Source organism: Streptomyces luteolus (genome assembly GCF_029968015.1).
GTDB classification, from domain to species: Bacteria; Actinomycetota; Actinomycetes; order Streptomycetales; family Streptomycetaceae; genus Streptomyces; species Streptomyces luteolus.
This window is the reverse complement of record NZ_JASCIS010000022.1, coordinates 76,968-90,312: the sequence shown is the minus strand read 5'-3', so window position 1 is coordinate 90,312 and position 13,345 is coordinate 76,968. Positions and strand designations below refer to the sequence as shown.

The 13,345-nt window shown below is 71.2% G+C and carries 9 protein-coding genes and 2 pseudogenes; 8 read left to right on the top strand and 3 right to left on the bottom strand.

What is annotated here, in order from left to right:
- Positions 1-38: 38 nt before the first annotated feature.
- The 4 genes from QIT00_RS22115 (at position 39) to QIT00_RS22100 (ending at position 5,694) form a co-directional block, all read left to right on the top strand.
- Entirely contained in the window at positions 39-917 is an 879-nt protein-coding gene (locus tag QIT00_RS22115; RefSeq protein WP_282537111.1) for an oxygenase MpaB family protein, read from the top strand.
- Positions 899-3,118: a serine/threonine-protein kinase gene (locus QIT00_RS22110; protein WP_282537074.1), complete on the top strand. Its 2,220-nt coding sequence runs from the start codon at positions 899-901 to the stop codon at positions 3,116-3,118. Before QIT00_RS22115 ends, QIT00_RS22110 begins: the two co-directional genes overlap by 19 nt.
- A gap of 71 nt (positions 3,119-3,189) precedes the next feature.
- Positions 3,190-4,758 carry a phytoene desaturase family protein gene (locus QIT00_RS22105; protein ID WP_282537073.1) on the top strand — a complete coding sequence of 523 codons (1,569 nt, stop codon included), beginning with the start codon at positions 3,190-3,192 and terminating at the stop codon, positions 4,756-4,758.
- Positions 4,759-4,842: 84 nt separating this feature from the next.
- The gene (locus QIT00_RS22100; RefSeq protein ID WP_282537072.1) at positions 4,843-5,694 is read left to right on the top strand and encodes a hypothetical protein; all 852 of its coding nucleotides are present in this window, start codon (positions 4,843-4,845) and stop codon (positions 5,692-5,694) included.
- 301 nt (positions 5,695-5,995) lie between these two features.
- Here the strand turns inward: QIT00_RS22100 and QIT00_RS22095 are convergent.
- A pseudogene (locus tag QIT00_RS22095) lies at positions 5,996-7,201 on the bottom strand (RNA-guided endonuclease InsQ/TnpB family protein).
- Between the two features lie 125 nt (positions 7,202-7,326).
- Here QIT00_RS22095 and QIT00_RS22090 point away from each other — a divergent pair.
- The 4 genes and pseudogenes from QIT00_RS22090 to QIT00_RS22075 all read left to right on the top strand — a co-directional run.
- Positions 7,327-7,502, top strand: a pseudogene (locus QIT00_RS22090) (IS200/IS605 family transposase); the annotation flags it as partial.
- Between the two features lie 159 nt (positions 7,503-7,661).
- Positions 7,662-8,777, top strand: coding sequence for an NAD(P)H-dependent flavin oxidoreductase (locus QIT00_RS22085; protein ID WP_282537071.1), 1,116 nt, complete (start codon positions 7,662-7,664; stop codon positions 8,775-8,777).
- Between the two features lie 205 nt (positions 8,778-8,982).
- Positions 8,983-10,533 (top strand): acyl-CoA synthetase, encoded by a 1,551-nt coding sequence (locus QIT00_RS22080; RefSeq protein ID WP_282537070.1) that lies wholly within the window; start codon positions 8,983-8,985, stop codon positions 10,531-10,533.
- 125 nt (positions 10,534-10,658) lie between these two features.
- Complete coding sequence (locus QIT00_RS22075; protein ID WP_282537069.1) at positions 10,659-11,759, top strand: calcium:proton antiporter; 1,101 nt, start codon at positions 10,659-10,661, stop codon at positions 11,757-11,759.
- Here the strand turns inward: QIT00_RS22075 and QIT00_RS22070 are convergent.
- Together QIT00_RS22070 and QIT00_RS22065 are read right to left on the bottom strand one after the other, a co-directional pair.
- Positions 11,749-11,952 carry a ferredoxin gene (locus QIT00_RS22070; protein WP_282537068.1) on the bottom strand — a complete coding sequence of 68 codons (204 nt, stop codon included), beginning with the start codon at positions 11,950-11,952 and terminating at the stop codon, positions 11,749-11,751. The two genes, QIT00_RS22075 and QIT00_RS22070, sit on opposite strands and share 11 nt — an antisense overlap.
- A gap of 77 nt (positions 11,953-12,029) precedes the next feature.
- Positions 12,030-13,262: a cytochrome P450 gene (locus QIT00_RS22065; RefSeq protein ID WP_282537110.1), complete on the bottom strand. Its 1,233-nt coding sequence runs from the start codon at positions 13,260-13,262 to the stop codon at positions 12,030-12,032.
- Between the last annotated feature and the right edge of the window lie 83 nt (positions 13,263-13,345).

Genomic DNA, 13,345 nt, shown 5'->3' with positions numbered 1-13,345 from the left:
ACCCCGGGTTCTTCGGGCCCGACACCGTGACCTGGCAGATGCACGCCGACCCGATGATGTGGATCGCCGGGGTCCGCGCGCTGTACCTGCAAGCCCTGCATCCGCGCGTCGTCCGCGGCGTCCTGCAGAACAGCGACTTCCGCCGGGACGCCTGGGGCCGCCTGCTGCGCACCGCGGACTTCGTCGGCACCCTCAGCTACGGCACCACCCGGGACGCCGAACGGGCCGCCGCCCGGATCCGCCGCCTCCACCGCCGGCTCAAGGCCACCGACCCCGACACCGGCGAGGTGTACCGCGTCGACGAGCCCGAGCTGCTCCTGTGGGTGCACTGCGCCGAGGTCGCCAGCTACGTCGAAGTCCTGCGGCGCTCCGGCTTCCCGCTCACCCCGCCCCTCGCCGACCGGTACATCGACGAACAGCGCGAGAGCGCCCGCCTCGTCGGCCTCGACCCCGCCGACGTGCCCGCCGACCGGGCCGCGATGCGGGCGTACTTCGCGCGCGAACTGCCCCAACTCGCCGTCGGCGCAGAAGCGCGGGAGGTGGACGACTTCCTGCGGAGCCCGACCACACCGCCGCTCCTCGTCCCCGCGCGCGAGCTGCTCTGGCGGCGCGTGGCGAACCTCGCGTACGCCGCACTGCCCCCGTACGCCCACGAGTTGTACGGTCGGCGCGCGCCCCAGCAGGGGGTGGTGGACCTGCGGTTGCGCGCCGCCGGTAACATTCTGCGCTGCGTTCCCGCACATCTGCGCTGGCAGCTGCCGCCCAAGCACATCCTGCGGGCGATGGCGCGGCTCGGCCCCGGCAGCCGACCCGCACCGTACAAACTCCGCGGACAGGCAGCCATACTGGACGGGCCGGGGAGGGCGATGCGAGGCGACGACGGGGGCGATATCACGAGATGGCGGACACCAGGCTGATCCAGGGCCGGTACCGGCTGCTCGACCGGATCGGGCGCGGCGGCATGGGCGAAGTGTGGCGCGCCCACGACGAGTCACTCGACCGGCATGTGGCCGTGAAGTGCCTCAAGTCGCTCGGCCCGCAGCAGGGCGACCCGGGCATCGGCAAGGTGCTGCGCGAACGCTTCCGGCGCGAGGCCCGCGTCGCCGCGGCCCTGCAGCACCGCGGCATCACCGTCGTGCACGACTTCGGCGAGGACGACGGCGTGCTCTACCTCGTGATGGAGCTCCTGGACGGCCGCAACCTCAGCCAGTTGATGGACGAGAACGGCCCGGGCCCGCTCTCCGTGCCGGACGTCGTCGACGTCACCGAACAGGTCGCGCACGCCCTCGCGTACACCCACGACCAGGGCATCATCCACCGCGACTTGAAGCCCGCCAACATCATGCGGCTCACCGACGGCACGGTGAAGATCTGCGACTTCGGCATCGCCCGGCTCGGCCACGACGTCGGCTTCACCGCGAAGCTCACCGGCACCAACATCGCCATGGGCACCCCGCACTACATGTCGCCCGAGCAGATCGGCGGCGAGCCGATCGACTACCGCAGCGACCTCTACTCCCTCGGCTGCGTCCTGTACGAGATCGCCACCGGCGCCCCGCCCTTCAACCACGGCGACGCCTGGGCCGTACTCCTCGGACACCGCGACACCACACCCGAGCCGCCCCGCGGCCACCGGCCCGAACTCCCCGAGTTCCTGGAGCAGATCGTCCTCGACCTGCTCGCCAAGTCACCCGACGACCGCCCCGGCGACGCCCGCGAACTCGCCCAGCGCATCACAGCCGCCCGCGGCGGCACCCTCGCCCACCCGGCCCCACGCCCGGCCGCACCGCAGAAGGCCAACGCCCAACTGCCGGACTGGACCCGCGGCATGACCACGGGCCCCAAGGCCACCGGCGCCGTCGACCTGCGCGCCGTCCCGCTCGACGCCGCCGCGGGCCTCACCGGCGAGTGGATCTCCCGTATCGACGGGCGCCGCACCCCCGACGCCGGACAGCCCCGCCGCCCCGAACGCTCCACCGCACCCCCGGAGTTGCTCTCCGTCCTCGCCACCCGGCACACCGCGGGCCTCAGCCTGAGCCGCCTCGGCCGCTGGGACGAGGCCGTCGAGGTGCACCGCGAGGTCGCCGCCGAACGCGAACAGGCCCTCGGCGCCGACCACCCCGACACCCTCGCCAGCCGGTACGAAGTGGCCTTCACCCTCAGCCGCACCGGCCGCCCCGGCGAGGCCCTGCGCGAGTTCGAGCACGTCGCCCGCGGCCGCGAACGCGCCCTCGGCGCCGACCACCCCGACACGCTCGGCGCCCGCCAGGAGATCGCCTACGTACTCGGCCAGCTGGGCCGGCACTTCGAGGCGCACGAGGTCTACTCGGCCGTGCTCGCCGGCCGTGAACGCTCCCCGCGCCTCGGCCCCGACCACCCCGACACCCTGCGCTGCCGCCACAACCTCGCCTACAACCTCAGCCGCCTCGGCCGCCTGGAGGAGGCACACCGGACGGCCGGCGAGGTGGCCGACGCCCGCGCCCGCATCCTCGGCCCGCTGCACCCCGACACGCTCGTCACGCGGTACGAAGTGGCGTACGCCCTGGGCCAGTTGGGCCGCTGGACCGAGGCCCTGCAGAGCTACCGCGAGGTCGCCGAGGGCCGCGGACAGGCCCTCGGACCCGACCACCCGGACACACTCGCCGCGCGCTACGAGGTCGGCATCAGCCTCGGCCGCCTGGGCCACAGCGCCGAGGCCCTCGCCCTCTACCGCGACCTGGCCGCCGACCGCGCCCGCGCGCACGGCCCCGAGCACCCGGAGACGCTCCGCGCCCGGCACGGCATCGGCGTCAACCTGGGCCGCCTCGGCCGCTGGCAGGAGGCCCTGGCGGAGGCACAGGAGGTGTGCGCCGCGCGCGTACGGGCCCTGGGCGCCGACCACTCCGACACCCTGGTCAGCCGCCGCGAGGTGGCGGTCGGGTACGGCTGGCTCGGCCGCTGGGACGAGTCGCTCGCCGAGTACCACCGGATCGCCGACGCCCGCGAGCGCGTCCTCGGCCCCGGCCACCCCGAGGCCCTCGCCGCCCGCCACGACGAGGCGCAGTGCCTGGAGCAGCTGGGGCGCGGCGCGGAGGCGGCGGCACTGTACGGACGGATCGCGGCGCAGCGCAAGCAGTGACCGCCCGCCCTCCCCCGGCACCCGGGCTACGCACCCCTGGCCCCGGCCCACCCCCCGTGTTACGAAGAACCATGCCCACCCCCGTTCGCGATGCCCACGCCTATGACGCCGTGATCGTCGGCGGCGGCCACAACGGCCTCGTCGCCGCCGCCTACCTCGCCCGCGCCGGACGCCGTGTCCTCGTCCTGGAACGCCTCGACCGCACAGGCGGCGCCGCCGTCTCCAGTTACGCCTTCGAAGGGGTGGACGCGCGCCTCTCCCGGTACTCCTACCTGGTCAGCCTGTTGCCGAAGAAGATCGTGCGGGACCTCGACCTGTCCTTCGCGGTCCGCAAGCGGGACGTGTCCTCGTACACACCCGTCACCCGAGGCGGCCGCGACACCGGCCTGCTCATCACCGGCCAGGCCGCGCGCACCCGCGAGGGCTTCCGTGAACTCACCGGCTCAGACCGGGAGTTCACGTCCTGGCAGGAGTTCTACGCGAGGACGGCGCGGCTCGCCGAGCGGGTCTTCCCGTCCCTGACCGAGCCGCTGCCCACGCGGGCCGAACTGCGCGAGCGCATCGACGACGAGACGGCCTGGCGGATGCTGTTCGAGGAGCCGATCGGCGCGGCGATCGAGGCGCACTTCGACGACGACCTGGTCCGCGGAGTGGTCCTCACGGACGCCCTGATCGGCACGTTCGCCGACGCCCACGATCCGTCCCTGCGGCAGAACCGGTGCTTCCTCTACCACGTGGTCGGCGGCGGCACCGGCGACTGGGACGTGCCCGTCGGCGGCATGGGCGCGCTCACCGACGCACTCGCCGAGTCCGCGCGCGCCGCGGGCGCCGACCTGCGCACCGGCCACGAGGTGCTGCACATCGACACCGACGGCAGCCGCGCCGAGGCCACCCACCGCACCCCCGACGGCACCGAGGCCACGGTCACCGCACGGCACGTCCTCGTCAACGCCTCACCCGAGGCCCTGGCGTCCCTGCTAGGCGAGACCCCGCCCGAACCCCCGGCGGAGGGCGCTCAGCTCAAGGTCAACATGGTGCTCAAGCGGCTGCCCCGGCTCCGCGACAGTGCCGTCGACCCGCTCCGCGCCTTCGCCGGTACGTTCCATGTCGCCGAAGGCTACGGGCAGTTGGCCACCGCGTACGCCGAGGCGAGCGCGGGACGGCTGCCCACCGCGCCCCCTTCGGAGATCTACTGCCACTCCCTGACCGACCCGTCCATCCTCGGCGCGGAGCTCGCCGCCGAGGGCTGTCAGACCCTCACCCTCTTCGGCCTGCACACCCCGGCCCGCCTGTTCACCGCCGACCACGACGCGGTCCGCGACGCACTCCTGAAGTCGACCCTCGCGCAGCTCGACTCCTACCTCGACGAGCCCCTCGCGGACTGCCTGGCCGAGGACGCGCAGGGACGCCCGTGCATCGAGGCGAAGACCCCGCTCGACCTGGAACGGGACCTCAGGCTGCCCGGCGGCAACATCTTCCACCGCGACCTGTCGTTCCCGTACGCGCAGGAGGGAACCGGGCGTTGGGGAGTGGAGACCGCGCACGCCAACGTCTTGCTGTGCGGGGCGGGCGCGGTGCGCGGCGGGGGCGTCAGCGGCATTCCGGGACACAATGCCGCGATGGTCGTTCTGGGGCACTGACCAGGGACGGAGGCGGCCCGGCCGGTGTGAAAGGGTGACCCGACGGCGGAACGTGCAAGGTCTGCCCGCCGGGGAGGGAGAACCGTGAGCACTGGCCAGATCCGCACCATGGTGAGGCTGATGGCGCAGGGAGCGCCCGTGGAGGTCACCAGCATGTGGGCGACCGCGGGCAGGCTGTCCCGACTCGCCCACCTCGGTGAGCAGTTCGGCTACCAGTACGCCGACGCCCGCTATGTCAGCAAGGGCACCCAGCTCCTGATGGTCCCCGACACGCAGCCGCAGGCGCAGCAGCGTGCGCAGCAGGCGTGGGCGCAGTTCCCGCAGGCGGCGGCCGGCGGTCAGCTGCCGCCGCTGCCCCAGCAGGCGCCCGAACTCCTCAAGACGCAGGTCCACTTCGACCTCAGCGGCCGGCACAACGAGAAGCGCCGCGTCCTGGCGGTCATCCCGATCACGGTCGTGGTGCTGCTGCGTCTGATGCGGGACGGTGCGGACGCGGCGGTGTTCTGGATCCCCTTCTGGGTTTTCGCGATGTGCCTGGCTGTGGGGATGGTGTTCTACCACCGCAAGCAGCACGCCAAGTACGGGGCGCAGTTGCAGGCGGCCGGGTATGTGCAGGTCCCTGACCCGACGGGTCGGGTGCACTACGTCCCTGCGGGCAGCTCGCTCGCGGCCCATGCGGTGCCGATGGGGCCGCCGGCTGGGCAGGTTCCGCCACAACAGCAACAGCCGTACGGCGGGCAGCAGTTCGGCAACCAGTCGCCGCAGATGGCGCAGCCGCAGTACCAGCAGCAGGCGCCGCCGCAGCAGTACCAGCAGCAGCCTTACGCGCCGCAGCCCCAGCAGCAGCCTTACGCGCCGCAGCCCCAGCAGCAGTCCCAGCCTCCGGCTTACGGCCAGCAGGCGCCGTATGGACAGCAGCCTCCGCAGCAGTACTGAGGTCGGGGCGGGCTGGGGCGTTCTTTCTCCCCTACCCGCCCCTTCCCGAAAGTCCTGCGGACAGCGGCACCGCAGATCGCCCTGCGGGCTCGTCCTCAAACGCCGGACGGGCTGAGTTTGCCGGCCCTGACCGCAGACTTCAGCCCTCCGGGGTTTGAGGTTCAGTCCACCGCCCGCGGGGAGGGCGGTCGGACAGCGTGAGGGCAGGTGCCGGTGTGGCCCGCCGTGCGCGGTGTGGCCATCGCGCCCATGTACCAGTGCTGTTGAAGTGCTCTCCTCCGTGAACGGCGGAGATTCCTGCCTACCTTGCGATGGCGGGCTTGACGCGGCGTGCGCGCCTGACGACTGCCCTCCCGGCAGCCGGGATGAGCACGAGGCCCATCCGGTACAGGTGTAAGACGTTCCGGGCGGCGTTGTTGTCGGCGTTGCCGGACCAGCGGCAGTCGGGGTTCTTGCACACGAACACGGTCTGTGACTCCCGGCTGCCCGGTGTGGTGAAGCCGCACGCCGAACATCGCTGGGAGGTGCCGGGGGCGGGGACCTTGTGCAGGGTGCCACCGTTGCGGGCGGTCTTGTACGTAAGCAGCTCGACCGTGCGACCCCATGCCTCTTGGCTGATGGAGCGGTTCAGGCCGGACTTCTGGGCGACGTTCTTCCTGGGGCTCTCCACTGTTCCCTTGGCGGACTTGACCATGTTCGTGATGGCCAGATGTTCCACCACGATCACGCTGTACTTCGCGGCGATCTGCGTGGTGGTCTGGTGCTGTGCCAGTCCAGGTGCCTGCGCTTGGCTCTCGCACGAAGCGTCCGGATCTGGTCATAGGTGGCCCGCAGGCGCCGGGAGATCTTCTCTCCGTGCTTGCGGAAGGTCTTGCGGTGTGCTGCCCGCTGCTCCAGCCGGAGCAGCTTGGCCTGTTCCTTCGCGGTCAGCCATGCGTCGTGGTCGTACGTCTTTCCGTCCCGAGAGAGCGAGAGGGATGGTGACGCCGACATCGATGCCTACCTCGGGTCCGGTGTGGGGTTCAGGCTTGGGCTCGACGGTCTGGACGCGGAAGGCGATGTGCCAGCCGAGGGCGTCCTTGATAAGACGGGCGCCGGTAATCCGGTTGCTGACGTTCGCCTTCTTGCCCACGGGCAGGTCTTTGGTCCAGCGGAACCGGACGCGCCCGATCTTGGGGATGTTGACCATGCCCCAGCGGCGGTGCACGCGGACAATGTTCAGGTCCCGGCCCTGCGGGATGTCCACCGACATCACCGACCGGAGGCGGGCCTTGAAGTTGGGTGCGTCGGCGCGGCCTTCCCAGCAGTTCTTCCACCCCTGGCAATACGTTTTCAGTACCGCCTGCGCCGCCTGCGCGGAGAGCACCTCCAGCCAGTCGATCTCCTTGCGGGCCTGCCGTATCGCCGCGTCGGCAGCTGCCGGCGAACGGTGCTCCTTGGGGAGCATGGTCCACCAGTCGTGCAGCAAGTTCCACATCGTGCGGGCCGCGTGCGCCTGGTCATCCATGAGCCGGACCTGTGCGGGAGTCAGCGCCAGCCGGGCACGGTGCCCGAACTTCCGCTTCTCCCATGCCAGTTCGCCGCTCATGCGATCACTCTAGAATTTGGCTTATGCCACCATGATGGAATTCCATCCCTGATGTACGCACTGACCGTCATATCGTCCACAACCTTCATGTCTACTTGGTTTTCGTCACCAGGTGCCGGCCAGCGCATTCACCGGACGCCATGCTGAGCAGTTCAACGGCGAGGAAGGCCACGTTCACCTGCTGGTGCACTACCCGCCCAAGGTCCGGCTCTCCAAGCTGCGGTGGGGCACCACTGGCCGTCGTACGCCAGTACATCGAGAGCCAGCAACACCCGCGTGAACGGACGCTTGCGAGGCTGAAGTGCATGCGACACAAAGAATCTGACACCGCATCAGAAAATCTCTTCCGTCGGCCGACGCGCTGCGGCATCCTGCGCGCATGCAGACGGAGCTGAGCAAGAGACTCGGAGTCGAGCACGCCATCTTCGGCTTCACGCCCTTCCCCGCCGTGGCCGCCGCGATCAGCAGGGCCGGCGGTTTCGGCGTGCTCGGAGCAGTCCGCTACACCGCCCCCGACGACCTCAAACGCGACCTGGACTGGGTGCACGCCCACACCGACGGCAAGCCCTACGGCCTGGACGTGGTGATGCCCGCCCAGAAGGTCGAAGCCAAAGGGAATCAAACACTGTCGGAGGCCGATGTCGAGGCGATGATCCCGGCCGGGCACCGGGAGTTCGTCCGGGCCACCCTCGCCAAGCACGGCGTACCCGAACTCCCCGAAGGGGAGGCCTCCGGCTGGCGCATCACGGGCTGGATGGAACAGGTCGCCCGCAGCCAGCTCGACGTCGCCTTCGACTACCCGATCAAACTCCTCGCCAACGCCCTCGGCTCGCCGCCCGCCGACGTCATCGAGCGCGCCCACGCCCACGACATCCTCGTCGCCGCCCTCGCGGGCAGCGCCCGGCACGCGCGCAAGCACGCCGACGCCGGGATCGACATCGTCGTCGCGCAGGGCTACGAGGCGGGCGGCCACACCGGTGAGATCGCCTCCATGGTGCTCACCCCCGACGCGGTCGAGGCGGTCGCCCCGCTCCCTGTCCTGGCCGCCGGCGGCATCGGCAGCGGTGAACAGATCGCCGCCGCACTGGCGTTGGGCGCGCAGGGCGTGTGGACCGGCTCCATCTGGCTCACCACCACCGAGGCCGACCTGCACTCCCGCAAGCTCACCGAGAAACTCCTCGCGGCCACCTCCTCCGACACGGTCCGCTCCCGCGCCCTCACCGGCAAACCGGCCCGCCAGCTCCGCACCGAGTGGACCGACGCCTGGGAAGACCCGGCGGGCCCCGGCACCCTGCCGATGCCCCTCCAGGGCCTGCTTGTCGCGGAGGCGGTGTCCCGGATCCAGAAGTACGAGGTGGAGGCGTTGCTCGGGACTCCGGTCGGGCAGATCGTCGGCCGGATGAACGCGGAGCGGAGTGTGCGGGGTGTCTTCGACGAGCTGACTCGGGGGTTTGAGCGGGCGATTGACCGTGTGAATCGGATTGCGGGCCGATGAGCCGCTGTTACGTGTTTCGTCGTCGTCCGCGGGCCGGTGGGGGTTGCTCGCGCAGTTCCCCGCGCCCCTGAGGCATGCGGCTCCGCCGCGCCTCCCCGGGAGATGGCGCACGCAGTGCCCATCTCAGGGGCGCGGGGAACTGCGCGACCAGCCACGACGCACCCGCACCCGGCCACAAAACGAACCCGGCAGAAGGGATGCCGCAATGCCCAACCACCCCAACGGCTTCTGGGCGCAAGCGACCGCCGACCCGGACCGCACAGTCCTGCACGCCCCGGACGGGGAAGAATGGTCCGCAGCCCGCCTGCACGCCGCCGCCAACCGGATGGTCCACGCCCTCCGCGAGGCCGGCCTCGAAAAGGGGGACGCCTTCGCCGTCGTCCTCCCCAACGGCGTGGAGTTCTTCACCGCCTACCTCGCCGCCGCCCAGGCGGGCTTCTACCTGGTCCCCGTCAACCACCACCTCGTCGGCCCCGAGATCGCCTGGATCGTCTCCGACTCCGGTGCCAAGGTCCTCATCGCCCACGAGCGCTTCGCCGACGCCGCCCGCGCCGCCGCCGACGAGGCGAAGCTCCCCGAGGGGCAGCGGTACGCGGTCGGCACGGTCGAGGGATTCCGTCCGTACGACCGACTCCTGGACGGGCAGCCCGAGTCCGCGCCCGCCGAACGGACCCTCGGCTGGGTGATGAACTACACCTCGGGCACCACCGGCCGCCCCCGGGGCATCCGCCGTCCGCTCTCCGGGAAGCTCCCCGAGGAGTCGCACCTCGGCGGGTTCCTCGGCATCTTCGGCGTCAAGCCCTTCGACGGCAACGTCCACCTCGTCTGCTCGCCGCTCTACCACACGGCCGTGCTGCAGTTCGCGGGCGCGTCGCTGCACATCGGGCACCCGCTCGTCCTGATGGACAAGTGGACGCCCGAGGAGATGCTGCGCCTCATCGACCGGCACGGCTGCACGCACACGCACATGGTCCCCACCCAGTTCCACCGCCTGCTCGCGCTGCCGCAGGAGACCAAGGACCGGTACGACGTGTCCTCGATGCGGCACGCCATCCACGGCGCCGCGCCCTGCCCGGACCATGTGAAGCGGGCCATGATCGACTGGTGGGGGAGCTGCGTCGAGGAGTACTACGCGGCCAGCGAGGGCGGCGGCGCGTTCGCCACCGCCGAGGACTGGCTGAAGAAGCCCGGCACCGTCGGCAAGGCCTGGCCGATCAGCGAACTCGCGGTCTTCGACGACGACGGCAACCGGCTGCCGCCCGGCGAACTCGGCACCGTCTACATGAAGATGTCGACCGGCGGCTTCGCGTACCACAAGGACGAGGCCAAGACCCGGAAGAACCGGATCGGGGACTTCTTCACCGTGGGCGACCTGGGCGTCCTCGACGAGGACGGCTATCTCTTCCTGCGCGACCGCAAGATCGACATGATCATCTCCGGGGGTGTCAACATCTACCCGGCGGAGATCGAGTCGGTGCTCCTCGGCCACCCCGCCGTCGCCGACGCCGCCGCGTTCGGCATCCCGCACGACGACTGGGGCGAGGAGGTCAAGGCTGTCGTCGAGGTCGCCGAGGACCACACCTCCGGGGACGCGCTGGCCGCCGACATCCTCGCCCACTGCGAGGAACGCCTAGCCGGCTACAAGCGGCCCAAGTCCGTCGACTTCATCGCCGCGATGCCCCGCGACCCCAACGGCAAGCTCTACAAACGACGGCTGCGCGCACCGTACTGGGAGGGCCGCGAGCGCGCACTCTGAGGACCGCCGACGCGGCGCCGGGGCCGACGACACCGCTGGTCACAGCCGTGTGGACTGCCTCACGAAGCCCGCGTGTCGGGCCAATCCGGGCAGCGGATCACGCGCACGCCTGAGAGCGTGTGCTCATGGCTTCACAACCCGGTCCCCTCACCAAGGTCGGCACCATCGTGGTGCCCCTGCTCGCCGTCGTCGTCCTCGTCTTCACCTGGGGACGCGACCTGCCGGGGCCCGTGGTGGTGCTCGTCGCGCTCGTCCTCGCGGGAGCGGTGCTCTCCGCCGTTCACCATGCCGAGGTCGTCGCGCACAGGGTCGGCGAACCCTTCGGGTCGCTGGTGCTCGCGGTCGCCGTGACTGTCATCGAAGTGGCCCTGATCGTCACCCTGATGGCCGACGGCGGGGCCAAGACGTCCTCGCTGGCCCGGGACACCGTGTTCGCCGCCGTGATGATCACCGCCAACGGCATCGTCGGCCTCGCCCTGTTCGTCGGGGCCTGGCGCGGCGGCGTCGCGCCCTTCAGCACCGAGGGCACGGTCGCCGCCATCGCCACCATGGCGACCCTCGCCACGCTCAGCCTGGTCCTGCCGACGTTCACCACCGGCAAGCCGGGGCCGGAGTTCACCGGCGCCCAACTCGCCTTCGCCGCCATCGTCTCGCTCGCGGTGTACGGGCTCTTCGTGGCCATGCAGACCGTCCGGCACCGCGAGTACTTCCTGCCCGTCACCCGCGACGGCGAGGTCCTCGACGAGGACGACCACGCCCACCCGCCGACGAACAAGGAGACGGTGATCAGCCTCGTCATGCTGCTGGTCGCGCTGGTCGCGGTGGTCGGCGACACCAAGACCATCTCGCCGGTCATCGAGTCGGGCGTGGAGGCGGCGGGACTCCCGCAGGCCTTCGTCGGTGTGGTCATCGCCCTGATGGTGCTGCTCCCCGAGACCCTCGCCGCACACCGCTCGGCCCTGCGCGACCGCACCCAGGTCAGCCTCAACCTCGCGCACGGCTCCGCCATCGCGAGCATCGGCCTCACCATCCCGGCGATCGCCGTCGCCTCCATCTGGATGGAAGGACCGCTGGTCCTCGGCCTAGGCCCGACGCACATGGTGATGCTCGCCCTGACCGTGGTGGTGAGCATCCTGACCGTGGTCACGGGCCGCGCGACGCTGCTCCAGGGCGGCCTGCACCTGGTGCTGTTCGCCTCGTTCGTGTTCCTGGCGATCAGCCCTTGACCGTGATGGCGGCCGCCGGACAGACCCCCGCCGCCAGCCGGGCAGCCGCGCGGTGTTCGGGTCCCGGCCGCGAGGTGAGCAGCAGCACCCGGCCGTCCTCGTCGTTCTGGTCGAAGACCTCGGGCGCGGTCAGGGCGCACATGCCGGATCCGGCGCAGCGCTCGCGGTCGACGGCGAGCTCGGTGGATTCCATGGTCTTTCTCCTCTCCTCTGGCGTCTCTCCTCCGGCGTCTCTCCTCTGTCGTCTCTCCTCTGTCGTCCGGCGCGTGCTCAGTCCCGGTCCCAGGTGACCGGGAGGCTCCGTACGCCGTAGATGTTGTTCTGCTCGCGCATCGGGACCTCGGACGGGTCGACCGCGAGACGCAGCGTCGGGAAGCGGCGCAGCAGGGCCGGCAGCGCGATCTGCATCTCCACGCGGGCCAGTTGCTGCCCGAGGCACTGGTGCACTCCGTGCCCGAACGCCACATGCCCGGTGGCCCGGCGGCGCAGGTCGAGCCGGTCGGGCTCGGGGAACTGCGCCGGGTCGCGGTTGGCGGCCTGGAAGGAGAGGGTGACCGTCTCGCCCGCCCTGATGACCTGGCCGTCCACCTCGACGTCCTCCAGGGCCGTCCGCACAGCGGGGTCGGCCACCGTGAGGTAGCGCAGGAGCTCCTCTACGGCCGGGCCCGCGAGTTCGGGTTCGGCGCGGAGCGCGGCGAGCTGCTCGGGGTTGCTCAGGAGCGCGAACGTGCCGAGGGCGATCATGTTGGCCGTGGTGTCGAGCCCGGCGGCGAGCAACAGGCCGCCCACACCGGCCAGTTCCTCGTCGGAGAGGTCGGTCCCGGTGAGGTCGCTGAGCAGATCGTCAGTCGGCTCGGCCCGTTTGGCGGCGGCGAGGCCCTTCACGTACGACTCGACCGCGCCGTAGGCCGCGCCCTTGTCCTCGGTGCTCGCGCGCTGGTCGAAGAGGGTCGCCACCTGCCCGGTGAACCGCTCGCGGTCGGCGTACGGGACGCCGAGCAGCTCGCAGATCATCTGGGCCGGAACCGGGTGGGCGTACGCCTGCACCAGGTCGACGCCCGGGCCCTGCGCGGCCATCGCGTCCAGGTGCGCGGCGGTGATCTCCTCGACCCGCTCGGTGAGCAGGCGCATCCGGCGGACCGTGAACTTGCCGGTGAGCAGGCGCCGGTAGCGGGTGTGGTCCGGGGCGTCCATGCCGGTGAAGTCGCCGGGCGCGGCGGGCGGTATCTCGACGCCCTCCAGGCCCGGCATCGGCAGGTGCAGCAACTCGTACCGGGCACTGAACCGCTGGTCCGCCATGATCGCGCGGACCACGCCGTGCCCGGTGGCGAGCCAGCCGTGGTGCCCGTCCGGGTACGTCATCCGGCGCAGCGGCTGCTCCTCGCGCAGCGCGGTGAGCTCGGCGGGCGGGTCGAAGGGGCAGCCGGTGTGGCGTTCCGTGGGGAAGACGGTCACGTCGGCGGGGGTGGTCGTGGGCTTTTGCGTCGCGGGCTCTTGCGTCATGGGCTCTTGCGTCATGGGGTCCTCCGTACGACGGCAGGTCGGTGAGCGAGAGGCTCGGTGACGCCATAGTGGCACATCGATGG